23 protein-coding genes are annotated in these 17,104 nt (G+C 66.5%); 4 read left to right on the top strand and 19 right to left on the bottom strand.

Annotated features, from left to right (window positions below; genetic code table 11):
* From ABIC17_RS17495 to flgC, 3 genes are all read right to left on the bottom strand, one after another.
* Window positions 1-264, bottom strand: coding sequence for a flagellar biosynthetic protein FliQ (locus ABIC17_RS17495; RefSeq protein WP_354284012.1), 264 nt, complete (start codon window positions 262-264; stop codon window positions 1-3).
* A complete protein-coding gene (gene fliE / locus ABIC17_RS17490; protein ID WP_354284010.1) occupies window positions 264-590 on the bottom strand; it encodes a flagellar hook-basal body complex protein FliE in 327 nt (108 codons plus the stop codon). The genes ABIC17_RS17495 and fliE overlap by 1 nt, the downstream gene beginning before the upstream one ends.
* A 91-nt stretch (window positions 591-681) precedes the next feature.
* Entirely contained in the window at window positions 682-1,089 is a 408-nt protein-coding gene (flgC, locus tag ABIC17_RS17485) for a flagellar basal body rod protein FlgC (protein ID WP_354284240.1), read from the bottom strand.
* A 145-nt stretch (window positions 1,090-1,234) separates the two neighbouring features.
* Between flgC and ABIC17_RS17480 the strand changes: the two genes are divergently transcribed.
* The 3 genes from ABIC17_RS17480 to fliP are packed head-to-tail and all read left to right on the top strand — an operon-like array spanning window position 1,235 to window position 2,500.
* The gene (locus ABIC17_RS17480; RefSeq protein ID WP_354284008.1) at window positions 1,235-1,474 is read left to right on the top strand and encodes a FliM/FliN family flagellar motor switch protein; all 240 of its coding nucleotides are present in this window, start codon (window positions 1,235-1,237) and stop codon (window positions 1,472-1,474) included.
* On the top strand, window positions 1,471-1,779 hold the full coding sequence (locus ABIC17_RS17475) for a FliO/MopB family protein (RefSeq protein ID WP_354284006.1): 309 nt from the start codon (window positions 1,471-1,473) through the stop codon (window positions 1,777-1,779). Before ABIC17_RS17480 ends, ABIC17_RS17475 begins: the two co-directional genes overlap by 4 nt.
* Window positions 1,772-2,500: a flagellar type III secretion system pore protein FliP gene (gene fliP, locus ABIC17_RS17470; protein WP_354284004.1), complete on the top strand. Its 729-nt coding sequence runs from the start codon at window positions 1,772-1,774 to the stop codon at window positions 2,498-2,500. The genes ABIC17_RS17475 and fliP overlap by 8 nt, the downstream gene beginning before the upstream one ends.
* A 10-nt stretch (window positions 2,501-2,510) precedes the next feature.
* Here fliP and ABIC17_RS17465 read toward each other — a convergent pair whose 3' ends face one another.
* The 13 genes from ABIC17_RS17465 to motA are packed head-to-tail and all read right to left on the bottom strand — an operon-like array spanning window position 2,511 to window position 11,917.
* Window positions 2,511-3,122, bottom strand: a complete 612-nt coding sequence (locus ABIC17_RS17465) for a PilZ domain-containing protein (RefSeq protein WP_354284002.1) — start codon at window positions 3,120-3,122, stop codon at window positions 2,511-2,513.
* Window positions 3,123-3,141: 19 nt separating this feature from the next.
* The gene (locus ABIC17_RS17460) at window positions 3,142-3,582 is read right to left on the bottom strand and encodes a hypothetical protein (RefSeq protein WP_354284000.1); all 441 of its coding nucleotides are present in this window, start codon (window positions 3,580-3,582) and stop codon (window positions 3,142-3,144) included.
* A 2-nt stretch (window positions 3,583-3,584) separates the two neighbouring features.
* On the bottom strand, window positions 3,585-4,442 hold the full coding sequence (locus ABIC17_RS17455) for a flagellar motor protein MotB (RefSeq protein WP_354283998.1): 858 nt from the start codon (window positions 4,440-4,442) through the stop codon (window positions 3,585-3,587).
* A 5-nt stretch (window positions 4,443-4,447) separates the two neighbouring features.
* Window positions 4,448-4,780 carry a hypothetical protein gene (locus ABIC17_RS17450; protein ID WP_354283996.1) on the bottom strand — a complete coding sequence of 111 codons (333 nt, stop codon included), beginning with the start codon at window positions 4,778-4,780 and terminating at the stop codon, window positions 4,448-4,450.
* A complete protein-coding gene (locus ABIC17_RS17445; RefSeq protein WP_354283994.1) occupies window positions 4,780-5,316 on the bottom strand; it encodes a chemotaxis protein CheD in 537 nt (178 codons plus the stop codon). The genes ABIC17_RS17450 and ABIC17_RS17445 overlap by 1 nt, the downstream gene beginning before the upstream one ends.
* Window positions 5,313-5,702: a response regulator gene (locus tag ABIC17_RS17440; RefSeq protein ID WP_277969008.1), complete on the bottom strand. Its 390-nt coding sequence runs from the start codon at window positions 5,700-5,702 to the stop codon at window positions 5,313-5,315. The genes ABIC17_RS17445 and ABIC17_RS17440 overlap by 4 nt, the downstream gene beginning before the upstream one ends.
* A complete protein-coding gene (locus ABIC17_RS17435) occupies window positions 5,703-6,743 on the bottom strand; it encodes a protein-glutamate methylesterase/protein-glutamine glutaminase (protein WP_354283991.1) in 1,041 nt (346 codons plus the stop codon). It abuts the gene before it with no gap.
* Complete coding sequence (locus tag ABIC17_RS17430) at window positions 6,743-7,621, bottom strand: CheR family methyltransferase (protein ID WP_354283989.1); 879 nt, start codon at window positions 7,619-7,621, stop codon at window positions 6,743-6,745. The genes ABIC17_RS17435 and ABIC17_RS17430 overlap by 1 nt, the downstream gene beginning before the upstream one ends.
* Window positions 7,618-8,190, bottom strand: a complete 573-nt coding sequence (locus ABIC17_RS17425; RefSeq protein ID WP_354283987.1) for a chemotaxis protein CheW — start codon at window positions 8,188-8,190, stop codon at window positions 7,618-7,620. The genes ABIC17_RS17430 and ABIC17_RS17425 overlap by 4 nt, the downstream gene beginning before the upstream one ends.
* Entirely contained in the window at window positions 8,187-10,370 is a 2,184-nt protein-coding gene (locus ABIC17_RS17420; RefSeq protein ID WP_354283985.1) for a chemotaxis protein CheA, read from the bottom strand. Before ABIC17_RS17420 ends, ABIC17_RS17425 begins: the two co-directional genes overlap by 4 nt.
* Window positions 10,367-10,732 carry a response regulator gene (locus ABIC17_RS17415; RefSeq protein ID WP_277969011.1) on the bottom strand — a complete coding sequence of 122 codons (366 nt, stop codon included), beginning with the start codon at window positions 10,730-10,732 and terminating at the stop codon, window positions 10,367-10,369. Before ABIC17_RS17415 ends, ABIC17_RS17420 begins: the two co-directional genes overlap by 4 nt.
* Window positions 10,729-11,058 (bottom strand): STAS domain-containing protein, encoded by a 330-nt coding sequence (locus tag ABIC17_RS17410; RefSeq protein ID WP_354283983.1) that lies wholly within the window; start codon window positions 11,056-11,058, stop codon window positions 10,729-10,731. The genes ABIC17_RS17415 and ABIC17_RS17410 overlap by 4 nt, the downstream gene beginning before the upstream one ends.
* Window positions 11,033-11,917, bottom strand: a complete 885-nt coding sequence (motA, locus tag ABIC17_RS17405; RefSeq protein ID WP_354283981.1) for a flagellar motor stator protein MotA — start codon at window positions 11,915-11,917, stop codon at window positions 11,033-11,035. The genes ABIC17_RS17410 and motA overlap by 26 nt, the downstream gene beginning before the upstream one ends.
* Window positions 11,918-12,088: 171 nt before the next feature.
* Between motA and ABIC17_RS17400 the strand changes: the two genes are divergently transcribed.
* Window positions 12,089-12,448 carry a flagellar biosynthesis regulator FlaF gene (locus tag ABIC17_RS17400; protein WP_354283979.1) on the top strand — a complete coding sequence of 120 codons (360 nt, stop codon included), beginning with the start codon at window positions 12,089-12,091 and terminating at the stop codon, window positions 12,446-12,448.
* A 22-nt stretch (window positions 12,449-12,470) separates the two neighbouring features.
* Here ABIC17_RS17400 and ABIC17_RS17395 read toward each other — a convergent pair whose 3' ends face one another.
* The 3 genes from ABIC17_RS17395 to ABIC17_RS17385 all read right to left on the bottom strand — a co-directional run bounded on the left by ABIC17_RS17395 (window position 12,471) and on the right by ABIC17_RS17385 (window position 17,041).
* A complete protein-coding gene (locus ABIC17_RS17395) occupies window positions 12,471-13,088 on the bottom strand; it encodes a response regulator transcription factor (protein WP_354283977.1) in 618 nt (205 codons plus the stop codon).
* Window positions 13,085-15,697 (bottom strand): PAS domain-containing sensor histidine kinase, encoded by a 2,613-nt coding sequence (locus ABIC17_RS17390; RefSeq protein WP_354283975.1) that lies wholly within the window; start codon window positions 15,695-15,697, stop codon window positions 13,085-13,087. The genes ABIC17_RS17395 and ABIC17_RS17390 overlap by 4 nt, the downstream gene beginning before the upstream one ends.
* A 225-nt stretch (window positions 15,698-15,922) precedes the next feature.
* A complete protein-coding gene (locus ABIC17_RS17385) occupies window positions 15,923-17,041 on the bottom strand; it encodes a helix-turn-helix domain-containing protein (protein WP_354283973.1) in 1,119 nt (372 codons plus the stop codon).
* Window positions 17,042-17,104 lie beyond the last annotated feature (63 nt).

Here is a 17,104-nt window from a genome sequence, read left to right as displayed (position 1 = left end):
TCAGCCGTGCGCGACGTGATCGGCGATGACGCGCATGAAGTCGCTCAGCGCCGCGCCGATCATCGGCAGCGACAGCAGCAACATCGCGCCCATCGCGATAAGCTTGGGAACGAAGGTCAGCGTCTGTTCCTGGATCTGCGTCAACGCCTGCAACAGCCCGATCGCGAGCCCCGTGACGAGCGCCGCGCCCAGCATCGGCCCGGCGACGGTGAGGATCAGCACCAGCGCGGCGTGCGTGATCTCCATCGCGGCGGCGGCGTCCATCAGATCTGCATCCGCATGATGTCGCTGTATGCGCCGACGACACGGTCGCGCACCGCGACCATCGTGTCGAGCGCGCTTTCGGCGGCGCCGATCGCGGTGACGACGTCGATGAGATCGCCCTTCCCCGCGATCTGCTTGGCGGATGCGGTTTCGGCGGCGCGCAGGCCCGTGCCCGCATCACCGACGAGTTGCGACACCAAAGCACCGAACCCGCCGCCGGTGTCGGCTTGTTCCACGCCCGCGAAGGGCGGCGCGGCGGTGCCGAACGGCGTTACGCCGGCGGCGCGGCCATAGGCGTTGGCGGCATCGAGAGCCCCGATCGACATCGATGTAACTCCTTAGTTGAGCGTTAGTGGTGCGTCGTTTATCGGGCGCTGCCCCCACCCCAGCGTCATGCGCTGAGCGGTGCGCGCCCCTTCATTTCAGCAGATCGATCGTGCGCATGGTCATGCCGCGCGCGGCCTCGATCGCATTGAGATTGGCTTCGTACGATCGCTGCGCCGCCTTCATGTCGGCCATTTCGATCAGGCCGTTGACGTTGGGCGTCAGCACATAACCGCGCGCGTCCGCCGCGGGATTGCCCGGCTGATAGACGCGCTGGAATTCGGACTTGTCGGTCGCCACGCTACCGACCTTGACCGTCGTCGCGCCGCTCGCGCGGTCGACTTCGGCCTTGAAGGTCGGAATGCGGCGGCGATAGGGCGCGCCGCCCGGCGTGGTCGCGACCGAGCTCTGGTTGGCGAGATTCTCCGCGATGATCCGCATCCGCAGCGACTGTGCGCGCAGACCCGAAGCCGAAACCGATACCGTGCTGTCCTGCCCCATACCGCCCAAATCCTCGACCCGACCCCCGACGCGGGAGGCAGGCAAGGATTGCCGCCTCCGAGCATCTTATAGGCAAGTTTTTCCGGGTCGGGTCCGGGTCGGTGCTTTTTCGCTCCTATAAGTCTGGGCGAAAGGGGGCTGCTTCATGTCCATTCTCGAATCCGTGCCGGTCGAGGTCTCGATCGTCCTCGGCTCGGTCCGTCTGCCGATCCGTCAGGTGCTTAAGATGAGCCGCGGCGCGACGATCGCGTTCGACTGCGGGCATGACGATCCGTCGCGGATCTACGCCAACGGCACGCTGATCGCCAAGGGCCGGATTCAGGTGACGGGCGAGCGGATGGCGATCGAAGTCACCGAAGTCGTGCCGCGCGGGGTCGAGGCATGACGCTGCTGCCGCTGCTGCGGATGTTCGGCGCGCTCGCGCTGGTGCTGGGCGGGCTGGCGGGGGCGTTGTGGGCGGTGCGGCGGTTCGACCTGCGGTTGCCCGGACGGATCGGCCTTGCGCCGCGCCCCGAACGCCGGCTCACGCTGGTCGAGCGGTTGGCCGTCGATCCGCGGCGAAGCCTCGTGCTGGTGCGGCGCGATGGCCGCGAGCATCTGTTGCTGATCGCGCCCGAGGGGCATGTCGTGGTCGAGGCGTTCGACGCCGTGGATTTCGGCGCGCTGGTGACGGAGGCGGCGGATGCGTAAGGCCGCGCTGTTCGCCTTGGCGCTGCCGCTGTTGCTGCTCCCCACCGATGCGCTCGCGCAGGCGACCCTGTCGCTCGGGGGCGGCGGATCGATGAGCGGCAAGACGATCGGGCTGGTCGCGATGCTGACCGTGCTCAGCCTCGCGCCCGGCATATTGATGACGATCACCTCGTTCACACGGATCGTCGTCGCGCTGTCGCTGCTCCGCACGGGGCTTGGCGCACAGGGGGTGCCGCCCAATCCGGTGATCATCAGCCTCGCGCTCTTCCTGTCGCTGTTCGTGATGACCCCGACCTTCGAGACGGCGTGGCAAGCGGGGGTGAAGCCCTATACCGAGGGCAAGATGACCGAGGCGGTCGCGTTCGAGGCGACCTCGGCGCCGTTCCGCACCTTCATGCTCGGCCAGGTGCGCGACGACGATGTCGCTTTGTTCAACGGCCTGTCACGCAAACCCGCCGCGAAGCGCGCCGACGTGCCGCTCGCGACGCTGGTGCCCGCGTTCATGATTTCCGAGCTGCGCCGCGCGTTCGAGATCGGCTTTCTGCTGCTGTTGCCGTTTCTCGTGATCGATCTGGCAGTGTCGGCGGTGCTGATGGCGATGGGGATGATGATGCTCCCGCCCGCGACGGTCGCCTTGCCGTGCAAGATCATCTTCTTCGTACTGGTCGACGGCTGGGCACTGGTGGCGGGATCGCTGGTGCGCAGTTTCGCAACGGGGTGAAGGGGCTGCCCTACCCGCGCGAGGAGAAGCGCGTCGCGGCGTCCTGCGACCAGGTCGACAACGTCGCGAACGGGATCGGTTCGAGAAAGAACAACCCGACCGCGTCGGGTTTCGACCAGCGGACGACCGCCGGCACCTGCCCCAGCCCGGCTGCCTCGAGCCGAACGGCCGCGTCGCGCGGCAAATTGCCCGCGCCACTGACGCACGCGCCGCGTTGCCCGATATCGTGCAGATGGACGGTACAAACATGCCCCGATACGCGCAGGATCGCGGGGCAATCCGCCTCGAGCCGGGGGCTGCGCTGGCGGAACATGCCTACGCCGCAATGCCCCAGCAGCATGTCGCGCTCGACCGGCTCGGCAAAGGCGATCCCCGCGGCATTGCCCGCGAGCCAAGCGACCTTGCCCGGCACAAGCGTCGTGCCGCGCAATTCGATCGCCACCGCATCCCCGACCGCAAGCGGCGCGCGGATCTCGATCTTGGCGCCGCCCTGCGACAGGTTGCGGATCCGGCAGACCGTGTCACCGCGTGGCGTCACGACACGACCCAGCAGGAGAGTCGTGACCAACCGGTCGTCGCGTGCCTTGCGGCGGTCGTTGGTAATCGTTTGAGGATCGTTCATCCCAAGTCCTCGAGACGTCTTATGCAGGAACGGCCTGCGTCACCGCTACACGCCGCACTACACCGCGGCCAAAAGCTTCGGTCGCCGCATCCAACGTCACGCGGCGAAACACATCGATATTGGGTAGCGCGCCGTCGCGGCCCGCGGCAAGCGGAATACGATATGTTCTCATGTTGATCGCATGTTGCAGATACGGCAGCTCGGCCGTCACGCGTGCGGCGTCTTCGATCGGCACCTCGAGCTGTTCCTCGAACGCGGCATAGCCCGACAGGCGTCCGTCGGGGAGCACCAGCGGCGCGGTCATCCGCGGCAGCGGGACGAGCGTGGTCTCGACCTTGGCGGGCGCGGCCTTGGCGGTGGCAGCGGGCGGACCGAACAGATGGCGCACGCCGAACCCGCTCGCAGCACCCACCCCTGCGCCGAGCAGCAGGATGATCAGGGGGAAAAGGATCTTGCCCATCGTCAGAACTTGAAGCTCGCATCGGTCGGCAGCGCGGGTCGCTCGCCCTTGACGACGATCGTGATGCGGCGGTTCTCGGGGCGATCGGGCTGGTCGGGATAAACCGGCTCGGTCCCCGCCATCGCGACGACGCCCGCGATCCGGTCCGGCGTCAGCCCGTTACCGAGCAGCACCGACCGCGCAGCGAGCGCACGTTCGCCCGACAGCCGCCAGTTGGCTTCGCTCTGGCCACCCGCGCCATCGGTATGCCCCTCGATCGTCAACCGTGCGCCCGCCTTGGCGAGCTTGGCTGCGATCGTCGCCATCCGACTGACCGCAAAAACGTTGAGTTTCGCGGTGCCGCCCTGGAACATCGGGCGGTTGGCAGTGTCCATCAGCGTGATGCGCAGCGTTTCGCCATCCGCATCGACCTTGCTCGCGCTGGTCGTTTCGCCTGGCGGCAGCGTGTCGAGCGCGACGCGCAATTCCTGCGCGAGCACGCGCAGCGAAGCGTCGGGAACCGTTGCGGTGCCGCCGCGCGCGACGCCTGCGCTTTGCGCATCCATCGCGGGCACGCCGCTCCGCTTCGCCGAATCCGCATCCATCTTGCGCGCATAGCCGCCGTTGCCGGGACGCTCGCCGGGACTCTCGCCAAAACCCGACGCGGATGTGGCCGGCGGCGAGGGCGAGAAATATTCGGCCAGGCCTTTCAGGCGTTGCTTGTCGGGATTGCTGATCAGCCACAACAGCATGAAGAACGCCATCATCGCGGTGACGAAATCGGCATAGGCGACCTTCCACGCGCCGCCGTGATGCCCGCCGCCGAACTTCTTGATCTTGCGGATGACGATCGGGCGGGCGTTGGGGGCGGCGCTGGCCATCGCGGTCAGCCTTTCCGCACCGCGGCGTGCAACCGTTCGTGCACGCAGCCGAGCCGCACCGGTGCTATCGCCGCATGGACGTCGGTACCTGCCGCGAGCCGGTCGAGGATCGCGGCGGTCTCGTCGGTCGACTGGACGATCATGTCGAACCCCTGGAGATGCTCCAGATAATGTTCGACGAAATAGGCGTCGCCGACGAGCGCCTCGGCAAGCGTCTCGACCCGGTTGCGGACACGCCGCAATTCGTCGGCGATCGCCGCGTGCAGGGTCGCGTTCGCGGCGTCTTGCGAAGCGGAATGGGCGGTAGCGGTGGCGGAGAGTGTCATCAACCTTACCATCAGAAGAGTTCGATTTCGCCACACCCGGCCGGCATGCGGGGCGTGATCGGCGGCGGTAGCGGGCGATCCGCGACGGTCTTGCACCGCACCTTCCCGTCATAGGGACGGAATTCGACCTTGCGCGCCAGCGTGCCCCCCGTGTCGCTCTGACCGACCGTGATGCCTTCGGTTGCGAGGAAGCGCTTGGCAAAGGCCGCATTGGCGGATCCGATCCCACCGAGCCCGGCGATGATGTTGGCCCCACCGTACAAATTGGCGCGCAACCGGCCGCGTTCGGCCCCCGCCTTCATCATCGCGTTGATCAGCAATTCCATCGCATGAACCCCGTAGCGTTGCAGGTCGACGTCGCGCAGCAGCTGGTCGGCCTGAGGCTCCCCCAGCAGGAAGTGGTTCATCCCGCCGATCCGCGCCTCGGCATCGTGCAGGCAAACCGCGATACACGACCCGAGCAGCGTCGAGATGATCGCATCGGGTTCGCGCACGACGGCATGTTCGCCCTGGATGATCGGGATGCGGCGCGCGGGCGGCGCGCTCATGTCAGGGCACCGAAGACGCGTTCGATCTTTTCCTTCAGCGCCGCCGGCGCGAACGGCTTGACCAGATAATTGTTGACCCCGAGCGCCGCCGCCTTCTGCACGATCTCGCGATCCGACGACCCGGTCAGCATGATGAACACCGTCTTGGCGAGCACCTCGTCGGTGCGGATCGCGCGCAGCAAGTCGATCCCGTCCATGTCGGGCATGTTATAATCGGAGATCACAAGGTGGACGCGGTCGGTGCGGATCGCGGCGAATGCTTCGCTGGCGGACCCCTTGTCGCGAATGTCCTTGAAGCCGAAATCCTGGAGCGCGCGCCGAATCATTGCGCGCATGCTCGCCTGATCGTCGACTACCATGACCTTGATTGCTGACGCGGCAGGCATTTATGGCTCCCTATTCTGCCCATCGCGGCAGGCGGCGAGAATCGCGCCGGCCATTTGCGACAGACTGACTTCCTGATCGACCGCGCCGATTTCCAGCGCAACTCGTGGCATTCCCCAGACCACGCAGCACCCGCGTGTCTGGCCGAAGGTACGCGCCCCCGCCTGGCGCATCGCGAGCAGGCCGCGTGCGCCATCGTCGCCCATCCCGGTCAGGATCGCGCCGATCGCCTTGTCGCCCAACGGGGCGACCGAGCGGAACAGCATGTCGACCGACGGGCGATGCCCGTTGACCCGGTCCTCCGCGACCAGCCGGACCTTGCCCGAAATGCCGCCGTCGAGGATCATGTGATGCGTACCCCCCGGTGCAATATAGACGGTTCCCGGCAGAAGCGGCGCGCCGTCCTGCGCTTCGCGCACATTCACCGCGCAATCGCGATTTAGCCGTTCCGCAAATTTGGTCGTGAACGCCGCGGGCATGTGCTGGACGATCAGCACGGGCGGGCAATCTGCCGGAAACTGCGGCAGGATGTGGAACAACGCTTCCACCCCGCCGGTCGATGCGCCGATCGCGATGACGCGCTGGCGGAAACCGCTGCGCGCGCCTGCGGGGGCGGCCCGGCGCTGGATATGGGTCCGCCGTGCGCGCGACGCGGCGGCGTCGCGTACCGTCTGGCACAGCAAGGCGGCGTCCTGCTGCCACCCCGCCGGCCCACCGGTCGGCTTGGCGACGCAATCCACTGCGCCGAGCCGCAAGGCCTCGATCGTGGTGATCGCCCCCGCCGCGGTCAGCGACGACACCATCACCACCGGCATCGGGCGCAGCCGCATGATCCGTTCGAGAAAGGACAGCCCGTCCATCCCCGGCATCTCCACGTCGAGCGTGATGACATCGGGGTTGAGATCGCGGATCAGCGCGCGCGCCGCATGCGGTTCGGGCGCCGCGCCGACGACTTCTATCTGCGGGTCGGATGACAGGATCCGCGTCAGCGCCGCTCGCATCGCTGCGCTATCGTCGACGATCAAGACGCGTGTCCGGCGCATCAGTCGGTATCCCGTGGTTTGTAGATCGTCTGCCCGCACGCCTGCATTCGTTCCGCGGCGGCGCCGATCAGACGCTCCGAATGGCCGATGTAGAGGAAGCCGTCAGGGGCGAGCTGGTCCACCAGACGCGCCTCGAGCTCGGCTTTCGCGGTATCGTCGAAATAGATCATGACGTTGCGGCAGAAGATCGCGTCATATTGCTGACGCATCGGCCAGCGTTCGAACAGGTTGAGCACACGTGCGGTCACGAGCCGACGCGCCGTATCGGCAATGCGGAACCCCGCATCGTCGGGAACGAGCCACGCCTTCTGATAGGGCGCGGGGATCGGTTCGACGGTCTGGGCGGAGTAACAGGCACGGTTGACCGCATCGACCACCGGCTGCGAAATGTCGGTCGCGAGCAACTTGACGTCGCGGCCCTGCATCCAGCGTGCTTCGGCGGCGTTTTCGCCGAGCAGCGTCATCGTGATCGAATAGACCTCTTCCCCGCTGGAACACCCCGCCGACCAGATCCGGATCGGGCGACCTGCCGGCCGCGCGCGCAGGCGCGGCAGCAGGGTCGACCGGAAATGTTCAAAATGGTGGTTCTCGCGAAAGAAGTGCGTGTGGTTGGTGGTCAGCGCAGTGACCATCCGCCGCCGTTCGCCCGCATCGCGTTCGATCAGCGCGACATAGGCCTGGAAGCTGTCGAGCTTGTTCTCGCGCACCCGCCGCGCAAGGCGTGAATGGACAAGCGACTTCTTCGCCGGCGGCAAGTGGATTCGCGCATCGTTTTGCATGATCCGCGCGAGCGCCAGGAACTCGGCATCGCCAAGCACCGGGAGCATGTCGGTCGTGCCCGCATCGGTCGACGTGGGGGCAAGGCCGATAACGCTCACGCCGCGATATCCAGCCCGGCAACCGCACCCGTGGACGCACCGTCCACAACCGGCGGGGCCAATGGTGCGATCGTCGTGGCGACCGTCCCGGCGACCGCGGTGCTGGTGACGGTCAGCGCGTCGAGATCGAGCAGCAACACCATCGTCGATGCCGCGGCACCGCCGTCGCTGCCGCGCGTGGTGATCTGCACCAGCCCGGCGATCACGTTGGTATCCTGGATCTCGACATCCGGTGCGGGCTGGATCGCGTCTTCCTGGATCCCGACGATGTCGTTGACCTCGTCGACCAGGAAACCGGCCTGCTTGCCCGCGATGCTGACGACCAGCACGCACGAACGGCTGTGGATTTCGCTCGGCGTCCAGCCAAGGCGTTCGGCGAGTCCCACGATCGGCACGACCGTACCGCGCAGGTTGGTCACGCCGAGGATATAGCTCGGCACGCTCGGCAGCGGGGTCGGCGGTGCCCATTCGCGGATTTCGATCAGCGACCGCATGTCGATTCCGAAGGTCTGTTGGCCAAGTGCGAACGTCACCATTTTCAGTTCGCCGGCATTTTCCGTCATGCTCATGCGGCAAGTCCTCGTGTCAGGGTTCGGGAAAGGGGAGCGACCAGCGCGTCGACGTCGAGGATCAACGCGATCGAACCGTCGCCCAGGATCGTCGCCCCACCCAGTCCGCGGATCGGGTGGAGGTTCTGTTCGAGACTCTTGATGACCACTTCGCGGCGGTCGTCGATCGTGTCGACGATCAGGCCGACCTTCCCGGCGGTCTCGCTCTCGACGATGATGACGAGCGATTCCTCGGGCGGCAGCGGGTTGGGATCGGGCAGCCCGAAGATCTGCGTCAGGCGGCGCACGGGCAGATACGTGCCGCGCACCTCGATCACTTCGCTGCCCGGCGTGGTCGCGCGAACCTGGCCCGGCTCGGGGCGGATCGCCTCGATCACATGCGCGAGCGGAAGGACGAAACGCTGCCCCGCAAGGCGCACCACCATCCCGTCGAGGATCGCGAGCGTCAGCGGCAGAACGAGCGTGAACACCGTGCCCCGCCCCGGAGTCGAGCTGATGTCGACGCGCCCGCCGAGCGCCTCCACGTTCGAGCGCACCACGTCCATCCCGACGCCACGTCCGGAAATGTTCGACACGGTCGTCGCGGTCGAGAAGCCCGGCGCGCAGATGAGCTGGTCGATCTCCTCGTCCGACAACACCGCATCGGGACCGATCAGCCCCTTCTCGATTGCTTTCGCGCGCACGCGTGCGCGGTCGATTCCGCGGCCGTCGTCGGCGACCGTCACGATGATCCGTGCGCCCTTCTGCGCGGCGGACAGCCGGATCGTACCTTGCGCCAGCTTGCCCGCGAGCAGGCGATCCTCGGGCGATTCGATCCCGTGATCGACCGCGTTGCGGATCAGGTGCGTGAGCGGGTCGCCGATCTTCTCGATCACGCCCTTGTCGACTTCGGTCGTCTCGCCCTGCGTCTCCAGAACGACCTGCTTGCCGGTCTCTCCGGTCAGGTCGCGCAGCATCCGCGGCACGCGGTTGAACGCCTGCCGGATCGGCTGTGCGCGCAGCGACATGACCGTGTCCTGGATCTCGCGCGTCAGCCGGGCCTGTTCGGGCAGTTCGACGCGCTGCTGATCCGCCGGGGACAGCCGGTCCGACAGGATCGACCCGCGGATGACGAGTTCGCCGACCAGGTTGAGCAGCATGTCGAGCTTGTGAAGATCGACGCGGATCGTCTGCGATGCGGTATCGGTCGTGCGCGGGTCCTGCTTTGCAGGCCCGTCGGCTACCGCCGTCGCGGTGGCGACCGCAGCCGCAGCCGCGATTGCGGGCGATGCCGCCTCGACCCGCTGGAGCAGGTCGTGGATCGCACCCGGTTCGCGAAGCGGCGCGTCGGCGACGACGGGCATTGGCATCGGCGGGAGCGGTTCGCCGCTGGTGCGCATGACCTCGACAATCGAATCCGGCGCGACGAAATCAAAACAGTCGCCGATCTGATCCTCGCCGACATCGCCGGGCAGGCTGATCGTCCAGCGCAGATAGGCATGTTCCGGATCGAGATCGCGCAGCGGCGGAAGGCCACTGGTGTCCACACCGGTGACGTGCCCGCCCAGACCTTCGAGTTCGCGGATCACGAGGATCGGCTCCGCGCCGTTGGCCATCGCATCGCGCGACGGCGCGAACAGGATCGTCCATTCGGGCTCGACCAGAGCAGCCGGCGCAGTTTCCGGCGCGGCAAAATCCTCGATCGCGACGGTCACCGGCTCGAACCCGAACGGATCGATCTCGTCGGCAATCGCGGGTTCAACGGCGGGCGGCGCGACGGCCACGGGTGCCTCGACCGGCGCGGCGGGTGTCGCGCCCTGCCCCGCGAGGATCGCCTCGAGTGCTGCAAGCGATGCGGCATCGTCGGGCAAGCCCATCGTGCCCTGCGCGGCGGCGACATGGTCCGACAGTTTGTCGAACGCGCCTAGCATCACCGTGATGACCCCCTGCGTCGGCGCGATCCGGCCAGCGCGGATCTCGTCGAGTACGTTCTCGAACCGATGCGCGAAGGCGGTCAGCGCGGCGTGGCCGAACGCCCCCGCGCCGCCCTTGATCGAATGGACCGCGCGGAACACGCTGGCGATCGTCTTGGGGGCGGTGTCACCCCCCTGCATCGCGGCCAGCCCCTGTTCGGCGGCGAGCAATCCTTCGGCGCATTCCTCGAAGAAGATGCCCTGGATCTCGTCGAGTTCGTCGCTCATGGACACACCCGACGGATCGCCGCCCCCAGTTTGGCCGCCTCGAACGGCTTGGTGATCCACCCAGTTGCACCCGCTGAACGCGCACGTGCCTTTTTCTCGTCCGAGAATTCGGTCGAGAGCACGAGGATCGGCGTACCGCGGAACTGCGGCAGCGCGCGCACCGCCTCGATCAGCTCGAAGCCGTCCATTTCGGGCATGTTGATGTCGGTGATGAGCAGGTCGGGCTGCACCTCGTGCATCCGGGCGAGCCCGTGGACCCCGTCATTGGCGGATTCGATGCTGAACCCTTGCGCGGTAAGCGAGGTTTTCAGCAGCATCCGCATGCTCGCGGAATCATCGACGGTCAGAATCAATTTGCTCACGATTCAACGTCCTCCTCGGCGGTGATCGCCAGGGTGTGATTGAGGCCAAGCGCCGCAATGCGTGCGGTGAAGGCTGGGCTGGGGTTGGTGATGGCGAAGGCCTGGCCCGCCGCCTGCGCATCGATCCGCGCGGCGATCAGCAACTGGAGCACCGCCTGCCCGACGCTTTCGACGCGACTGGCATCGACGTTGACCCGGTCGCCCAGATTGGCGGCGAGGACGAGCCGGACCTTGAGGTCCTCGGCGGTGACGGTGGTGCCGTGCGCGGGCAGGTGGATGGTGTCCACCGTGCTTTCGGGATCAGGCTGGTTGGGCATTAAGGTCATTTTTTGCCTCGTCGAGTGCGGTCTCGAGTTGCTGGAACGTCGGCGCATGTTCCGACGGGGTGGCGCGGCGCGCGATCTCGATCGCGACCTGGGTCGGCATGCCCTGGGCGTGCGCGACGATGGCGGTCTTGGCGATGACGAACGGCTTGCCGTCGGCCTCGATCACCTGAAGCAGCTTGGATGCGAGCGGACCGACCAGACAGTAAGCGAGCAACACGCCGAGGAACGTCCCCACCAGTGCGCCGCCGATCATCGCGCCGAGCACTTCGACCGGCTTGTCGATCGACCCCATCGTCTTGATGACCCCGAGCACCGCGGCGACGATGCCGATCGCGGGAAGGCCGTCGGCCATTGCCTGCAGCGCATGTTGCGGCGCGAGTTCGTGGTGGTGGTGCGCCTCGATGTCATTCTCCATCGCTTCGGCAAGCTGATGCGGATCCTCGAAGTTGACCGTCATCATCCGCAGGTAATCGCAGATGAACTCGATCAGGTGATGGTCCTTGAGCAGCCGTGGGAAGCGGTTGAACAGGCGGCTTTCCTCGGGCGTGTCGAGATGCGGTTCGATCGCGGTCGCGCCCCCCTTCTTGAAGGTGACGAGCAGCCCGAACAGCAGCGTCAGCAAGTCGCGGTAATCCTGGTCCTTCCACCGACCGCCCTTGAACGAGCGGAGCAGTCCCCCGCCCGCCTGTTTCACCACGCCGAACGGGTTGGACACGACGAACGCGCCGATCGCGGCCCCCGCGATCGCCATCATCTCGTGCGGCAACGCGTGCAGGATGATCTCCATCTTGCCGCCGCTCATCAGGAAACTCCCGAAGACGCAGGCGAGGATAATCACGAAACCTACGCCGTTCAGCATATGCGGTGCCTATCCCCCTTTCGACCTGCGACAGCGCGGTCTGGCAGATTATAGAGCGGGGTCGGGGTCGCCGGTTGCGGGGGGCGGGTTTTCGCAGTGATGCTGCCGGTGCGACCGATCGCGCGCGGGTTCGCCTAGAATGGAAAGCGAAATCCAGTTGCAGGAGCGTTCATGTCGGTCGAAGCCTATCGTCGCGCGCGGACGATCGTCGAAAGTCCCCGCGCCACCGAACGCCGCCTGATCGGCCAGATGGTCGGCGACATGATCGCCGCACGCGACCAGGGGCTGCACGGCGTGCGGCTGATGCCAGTGCTGCATCGCAACCGCGAGATGTGGAACACCTTCGCCGCCGCCTGTGGCGCGCCGGGCAACGCGCTGCCCGACACTTTACGCGCGGGGATCATTTCGATCGGTTTGTGGGTCGATCGCTTCACCAGCGACGTCGTCGCCGGGCGCGAGCCGATCGACCCGCTGATCGGCGTCAATCGCGCGATCCTCGACGGACTTGCCGCGGAATCGCTTGCCGCCTGACGGGGCCGGGCGTGACGCCGGATCAGGCCGGCGTCACCAGTCCTGCCGCGAACGCCAGCCGCAGTGCCTCCGACAGGCTGCCGACGTCGAGCTTCTCCATCATGTTGGCACGGTAGATTTCGACGGTTCGCGGCGACAGATCGAGATCGTGCGCGATCACCTTGTTGGCGCGCCCCTCGATCAACCCCAACAACACCTCGCGTTCGCGGGGGGACAAGGTCGCCACACGGCTGCGCGCTTCCACGACGCGGGCATTGCGTGCGCAATCATCCTCGAACCGGCAGAACGCCGCCTCGATCACCTCGATCAACTGGTCGGGATCATAGGGCTTCTCGAGAAAATCGAGCGCCCCCGCCTTCATCGCCTGGACGGCAATGCCGATGTCGCCACGCCCCGTCAGCATGATCGTCGCGAACCGTTCGCGCATCGGCTGGAGCGCGCGCAGCACGTCGAGCCCGGTCGCGCCGGGCATGTGGAAATCGAGCAGCAGCACCCCCTGGTCGGCGGCGTCGATCGCCGCGAGGAACGCATCCCCCGAGGAATAGCCGCGAACGATCAGCCCCGGGATCTGCTGGAGCAACGTCTGCAGCGACAGCCGCACGGGATCATCGTCGTCCACGACATAAACGCTTCGCATCATCGCTGTTTGCCCCCAGGCTTGATGACGACACGCGGGACGGTGAAGCTGAATGCAGCCCCCCCCGCGGCCAGATTTTCGGCGCGCAGGCTGCCGCCATGCGCCTCCACGATCCGCCGACAGATCGACAGGCCGATCCCCATGCCCGCTTCCCCCTTGGTCGACGTGAACGGCATGTAGAGCTGCGACAGGATCACGTCGGCGATCCCCGGCCCCGAATCCGACACCGTAATCTCGATCCAATCCGCGTCCAGCGCCCGTGTCGCGACCCGGATCCGCCGATTGTCCTTGGGCATGGTATATAGCGCATCGAGGCTGTTGCGCAGCAGATTGACGAGCACTTGCTGGATCTGGATGCGGTCGGCGAGCATATGGTCCGCCTGTGGGTCGAGATCGTAGCAGATCGTGACGTCGAGCCGTTCGTAGCCAACGAGAACGAGCGCGCTCGCCTCACGGATCGCGGTTTCGACCGGTTCGACACGCGAATCGGTCTCGTGCCGTGCGGCGAAGTCGCGCATCCGGCGAATGATCTCGCCCGCGCGCAGCGACTGTTCGCCCGCCGCCGTGATCTGTTCCAGCAACATCGCCGAGCTCTGCCCCCCCTGGTCGGCCTGCTGCGCAACGCCGCGACGCGCCGCCGCGAGGTAATTGGCGATCGCGGTCAGCGGCTGGTTGATCTCGTGCGCCAGCCCCGCCGCAAGTTCCCCCATCGCGTTGAGCCGCCCGACGTGGGTCAGCTCGCTCCGCAGCGAGTCCAGGCGTTCCTCGGACTCCAGCCGTTCGGATATGTCGCGAACGAAGCCCGTGAACACACGCACGTCGGCATAGCGCGCCTCCCCCACGCGCAGCTCGATCGGCACTTCCTGCCCGTCCGCGCGCCGTGCGGTCAGGAAACGCGTCCGGTCGAGCACGCGTCTGGTGCCGGTCTCGCGATAGCGGCGGAGGTAATCGTCGTGGTGCACGCCGTGATGATCGGGCATCAACAGCGCGACGTTCGCCCCCACCACCTGTCGCGCGGCATAGCCGAACAGCCGCTCGGCGGCGGGGCTGAACGTCAGGATGATGCCCTTCTCGTCGATCACGATCATCGCATCGGGTACGGTTTCAAGCACGGACCGCAATTGCGCCTCGCGGGCGGCCAATTGCGTTTCGTTGGCGACGCGGTCGGTGACGTCGATGTTGACCCCGATCGCGCGATCGGGATGGCCCTTTTCGTCGTAGAAACAGCGCGACGATCCCTCGATCACGCGGACCTCGCCGTCGGGGCGACGCATGCGATAGGTAAAGGAAAACCGATCCGCCTTGGCCCAGATCGCCGCAGCCATGCGGCGCTCGATCGTTTCGCGGTCCTCGGGGAAGACATCCGCCGCCCAGCTTGCGTAATCGCGGATCGTGCCCGGCGCGACCCCGAGCATCGTCTCGGTGTTGCCGACCCAGTGGATCGCGTTGCTGCGCGCATCCCATTCGAACACCCCGATCGAATGCGCCTGCGCGGCCAGCAGCAGCCGGGTCTCGCTGTCACCCAGCGCGCGTTCGGCGGCGGCGCGCGCGGTGATGTCGCTCATCGACAACACCGCACGCGTGGTGCTGCCATCGGCACTGCGCGCCTGTTCGAGCACCCGCACTTCATGTCCGTCGCGATGGCGTTCGATCAATTCGGTGCCGCCGACCTTGCCGGGGGCGCCCGTGGGTAGCGGCGGCGTGCCGTCCAGCGTGCGCGAATGGAGCAGCGCATGCTTGTTCTGCCCGATCGCAAGCGCCGCGGGCCAGCCGTACAGCTTCTCGCATCCGCGCGACCAGTAAACGATCGTCCCGGCACCGTCGACCATGACGATCGGGCCGTTGTCCAGCGCGCGTGCAAACTCGCGCGTCGCCATGCGTTCGGTGACGAGCCCGGTGACGAGCCACCAGACCACCGTACCAAGAATGATCGTCTCGAGCGGCACAACCGCCAGCAGCTGGATCAGGTCGGGCGGCAACGGCACGATCAGCCCCTGCACGACGACGATCAGCGCGGGCGTCACCAGGATGAACGGCAAGACGTAATGCAGATTGTGCCAGCCGGGATTCTCCTGCTGGGCGAGCACCACGAGCGCACCGTCGCACGCCTCGACCAGTACTGCCGCGGCGAGAACGATCGCAGTAATCGCGATCGGCAGGGCTACGGCAAGGTCCATCGGGGGCGTGACCGACCCCGGCGATGGCAGCATTCCGGTCGCGTGGAGCGTCACGCTCGCGGCGAGCATCGCCAGGCTTGCCGCCAGCGCCGCGGTCAGCGCGGCCACCCGCATGAGATCGACCCGCCGCAACCGCAGCAACGCGACGCTGATGACCAGAAGGATCAGGATCGCGGGCGTGATGCCGGCGTGAACCGCTTCCGTGGCAATGAACGGATGCTGGAACAGACATAGCAACGCGATCAGCGTGCTGCTGAACAGCAATGACGCAATCAGCCAGGTCGGCGCCGGGCGCAAAGCCGCGATGAACGCGGCGCATACCGCCAACAGACCGGCAAGGTCATCGGGATGCGCGGGAAGATCACGATATCCGTAATCCAGCAGGCGGGGAAGATCGAGCGACCATCCAAGCAACGCAACCGTCGTACTGACCACACAGACCAACAGGCTGGCGATAAGACTAGAACGACGGACGGGGTTTATTGCCAGATGCGCAACCGCTGAATTGGGCACTATTCTCCCGCTCGGCCAAGCTTCGCTGATGATCGACAATAAGCGACGACTACCGTCGAAACGCAATAGTCGTTGACGGCGCGATGCCACATGGCAGTTGACGAAAGGTTACGTGGCGCAAGCGCTCCTGCCCGAAACCGCGTCGGTTCAGACGAAATACGCGCTGATAATGGCGCCGAGTTGTTCGGATGGACGTTCGTCGAACGCGATTTCGATCGCGGGCGTGGTGCTGTAGCCAAACATCCGTCCATCGCGGTCCACCGTGACCGCGACGATGCGGTAGGTGGCGACGGTCGTATCCGGGTTTGCTTGCGTCTGGTCCGACGATGCCGGCACGTCCCCCTCGCGCACGACCGCGAGCCCGCCCGCCACCGGATAGCGATCGGGGTCGACGATGACGATCGCATTGCCCGGCAATCCGCCGCCAAGCGTCGGTCGACCGACCCGCAGGCCGAACGCGCGGGGTCCCCATCCGGCGTGGTCCGCGATCGTGCGCCCGGTTGGCGTGCGCGCGACCAGCCCGTCGCCATGCGGCACGCCGTACACCGCAAGCTGTCGTACAGTTGGCGGGGGTATGGCGACCCGGCCGACTCCGTCATTGCCGAGGTTCGCAATCTCCGCGCGCAGCGCGAGCATCCGTTCGCGCATCCGCTGGCCGCGCACGGCCGGATTCTGCATCACCGCGACCATCGCCTGCAACGATCCATCGGCGGACAATTGCTCGAGTTTCTCGCGCAGGCTCGGTTCGTCCGACACCTCGAGCAGCGCGAAGATCGCCGCCTGCGTCGCCTCGTTCCAGCGCGCGAACGGGCGTTGTGCATTTTCGATGCGCGACAAAGTGACAGGCGCAATCCCGTACAGCCGCTCGATCGCGGCGATCGTCAGCGACCGGTCCGCTTGCCGCCGCCACCGGATCGCGGCTGCCAGCGACAGCGCAAACTCTTCCTCGGGAAGATCGGGCGCGCGCCGGTCGGCAAACGGCGCAGCCCAGCGTTCGATCGAAAAATGCGTGGCGTCCACGTCGATGAGCAATTCCTCGGCGCGGACCCCCAGTGCCTGCGCGATCTTGGCGAGTTCCTGCGCACGCGGGACGACTTCACCCCGTTCGATCTTCGACAGGCGGATGTACGGAATATCGGCGACACGACCCGAGAAGGGCAACAGCCGTGCATATCCCGCACGCTGCCGGGCTTCGCGAACGCGGTTGGGAAAAACCACAGCGCGGAATGGATCGAACGCCATCATGGGCTTTGCGTGAGGCATCATTTCACCTTCCGCCAAGCGAACACACCTTTAGACTTTTGCTTGCCGTGCAAGCATACCCCATCC

Source organism: Sphingomonas sp. PvP056 (assembly GCF_040549155.1).
Lineage (GTDB): Bacteria > Pseudomonadota > Alphaproteobacteria > Sphingomonadales > Sphingomonadaceae > Sphingomonas.
The sequence above is the reverse complement of the archived record's forward strand: the minus strand, read 5'-3'. Positions and strand labels throughout refer to the sequence as shown.